Origin of the sequence: Mesorhizobium sp. M1E.F.Ca.ET.041.01.1.1, assembly GCF_003997355.1 — a bacterium.
Classification (GTDB): Bacteria; Pseudomonadota; Alphaproteobacteria; order Rhizobiales; family Rhizobiaceae; genus Mesorhizobium.
The window spans coordinates 1-2,665 of record NZ_RZSL01000712.1 but is presented as its reverse complement, the minus strand read 5'-3'; the positions used below and the strand labels follow the sequence as shown (position 1 = coordinate 2,665).

The 2,665-nt window shown below is 63.5% G+C and carries 3 protein-coding genes and 1 pseudogene; 1 reads left to right on the top strand and 3 read right to left on the bottom strand.

The window, feature by feature from the left end; genetic code table 11:
- A partial coding sequence (locus tag EOA38_RS33005) for an asparaginase (RefSeq protein WP_127301205.1) occupies positions 1-795 on the top strand: 795 nt, incomplete at its 5' end.
- 55 nt (positions 796-850) lie between these two features.
- On the opposite strand, the gene EOA38_RS33000 is transcribed toward EOA38_RS33005, so the two are convergent.
- The 3 genes and pseudogenes from EOA38_RS33000 to EOA38_RS32990 all read right to left on the bottom strand — a co-directional run.
- Positions 851-1,336, bottom strand: a complete 486-nt coding sequence (locus EOA38_RS33000) for a GNAT family N-acetyltransferase (protein WP_127301204.1) — start codon at positions 1,334-1,336, stop codon at positions 851-853.
- A pseudogene (locus tag EOA38_RS32995) lies at positions 1,336-1,616 on the bottom strand (DUF1778 domain-containing protein). The gene EOA38_RS33000 and the pseudogene EOA38_RS32995 overlap by 1 nt, the downstream one beginning before the upstream one ends.
- A 78-nt stretch (positions 1,617-1,694) precedes the next feature.
- Positions 1,695-2,665, bottom strand: a 971-nt coding sequence (locus EOA38_RS32990; protein ID WP_127301203.1) for a TIGR03808 family TAT-translocated repetitive protein, incomplete at its 5' end; no start/stop codon positions are given.

The following is a 2,665-nucleotide window of genomic DNA, read 5'->3' as shown; positions in this document are numbered from 1 at the left end:
CGCGAGCTCGCACTGGCATGCGCCTCGCATTCAGGCGAGCCGGCCCATGTCGAACTGGCCGCGGCGATGCTGGCCAAGGCGGGTCTCGACAAGACCGCGCTCGAATGCGGCGCGCACTGGCCGTCGAACCACGATGCGACGATTGCGCTGGCGCGCATCGGCAACGTGCCCAACGCGCTGCACAACAACTGCTCCGGCAAGCATGCCGGTTTCCTCTGCACCTGTGTGCACTCGGGCATCGCCCATGGCGGTTACGTCAAGGCCGGCCATGCTTTGCAGGAGATGGTACGCGACGCCATGCAATCCGTGACCGGCGCCGCGCATGATGTCGGCCATAGCGCCACCGACGGCTGCTCGATCCCGACTTACGCCGTACCGCTGAAGAGTTTTGCGTTGGGCTTTGCGCGTATGGCGACGGGCAGGGGTTTTGCGCCCGAACGCGCCAAGGCGGCGAAGCGGCTGCTCTCGGCCTGCATGGCTGAGCCGTTCCTGGTGGCCGGCACCGGCAAGGCGGATCTTGCGCTGATGCGGGCCGCCCCAGGCCGCATCTTCGTCAAGACCGGCGCCGAAGGCGTCTATTGCGCGGCACTTCCCGAATTCGGCCTCGGCATCGCTTTGAAATGCGATGACGGCGCCAGCCGGGGAGCCGAGGTGATGATCGCCTCGGTTCTGGCAAAGCTGCTGCGCGATGATGAGGCGCTGGTGGCGAAGCTCACCGAACTCGCCCATCCGGCTATCGAAAGCCGCGTCGGCGCCAAGGTCGGTTCGCTGCGGCCGACGGCGGCGCTCAGCTAGCGCGGACAATGCCACCCGCATATGCTGTGGTGGCTCCCCGGAGTGAGCCAGGAAATTACCTCTTCTGAGCCATCTTCAGTGACAGCACCAAAGTCATCGGATTTTTCGGGGGAGCCTGGAAGCCATAGTGCTCATAAAACGCTTTGGCTCCATCCGATATGGCATGAACCAAGAGACCGCGAATGCCGAGGACGGCTGCCGCTTGACCGGTCCGCAGCACCGCGTCCTGCAACAGGGCGCCGCCCAGACCTTTTCCCTGCCAGCTCGCATCGACAGCCAAACGGCCAAGTACAGCCACGGGCACCGGATCGGGCATATTGCGCCGGATCGAACCGGGTGCACCCGCCAGGTCAAGTCCACCTGATGAAAGGCAATAATAACCGACAACACGTGTGGTTTCTGCAATCACATAGGTTCTGGACGCCCCGATGACTTGATTGGCGCGCGCCCGCCGTCGAAGCCATTGATCCAGGCTGTCGTTCCTGCTTTGGAAAAGGTCGAGTTCGTGACTATCGGCAAGAAGGGCTGGTGCCGATAGCATCAGTCCCGCCAAGGCTTGGGCGCATTCATCAGGCGGCAAATCCCTCGCCGCTCGGAGGCCGATCGAGGATATCGAGATAATGCTGATAGCTTTCGGCATCGACCTTGACGAGCGTCTGGTCGAGCAGCGTGTCTTCGGCCGCACGGTAAGCGGCGTCGATCATGAAGTCGGAGCGAGTCTTCCCGCGTATCTTCGCGGCGCGGTCGATCAGGATGCGGACATCCTCACGGATGCGCAGATTGACGGGCTTGGCGTGGGTGTCCTGGTTTTTCGCGGCCATGGCAATGAATCCTTCCGTCATCAATATGGCATACTTGCATACACAATGTGTATCTAAATCTGAGGTCGTGGCTGTAGCCTAGCTCACCTTGTTGCGCTCGACGGTCAGATGCGCGTAGCCCGTCTCGGCTGATCGGGCGAGGTCGCCCGTCACCGGATCGGCCCAGCGCTGGCCGATGATGGCGCCGTTCTGTGCGCCGTCGATGACGTTGTCCGAGATGACGGCGGTGCCGGAACCTTCGACCACGCTGACGACGATGCCTGTCCCGGCTTTGCGGATGATGTTTCCCGTCGCCACGACATTGCGCAGATACGGTCCCCAGCCGAGCTGCATGCCGTAGCGCGGTGCGTTCTCGACCACATTGCCCGAAACCGTGGTGTCGGCCTCGGCGCTGATGCCGACGCCGAAGCCGGGCGGGTCGGCGGTGTAGGGGCCGACCGTCGAGAGATTCCGCACGATGTTGTTCGAGCAGACCGCCATGCGGCCGCCTTCGTTGAAGTTGACGATCGAGATGCCGTTGGCGGCGCCGTCGACCAGATTGCTGCTGAGGATCGCGCCTTCGAAGGAAAATTCGGAATAGATCCCCGTTTCGCCGGAGCGCGAGCAGGTGTTGCCGGTGATCTGCAGATTGCTCGAGCTGTTGGCGCGGATCGCCGAGAAGGCGCAATCCGAGACGACGTTGCCGGAGATGATGACGTTGCCGGCGCGGAAGGCATTGATGCCGTTGCCGTTCTGGCCGGTGCCGCCGCTGCGCGCCCCGATGCGCTGCACGCGGTTGCCGCTGACGATGGTGCCGTCCTCCGCCTGTTGCCAGCGATGCACCAGTATGCCGCCATTGGCGCAATCGGACACCGTATTGCCCGAAATCTCCAGACCGCCGGCCTCGACCGAATAGATACCGGCGTCCGCCGCGCCGGAAATGTCGGAGCGGCCGATGCGGCCGGCGACATGTTCCAGCGCCAGCCCGTTCTTGCCGCTGCCGGTGACCTGGCAATTGTCGACGGCGAGATGCGCGACGCGGCGCAAATCCAGCAGCCCCTGTGCATAGT

Bases quoted from the DNA above. Each gene is read 5' to 3' on its own strand.
- EOA38_RS33000 (WP_127301204.1), bottom strand. From the start codon at position 1,336: ATGCTATCGGCACCAGCCCTTCTTGCCGATAGTCACGAACTCGACCTT.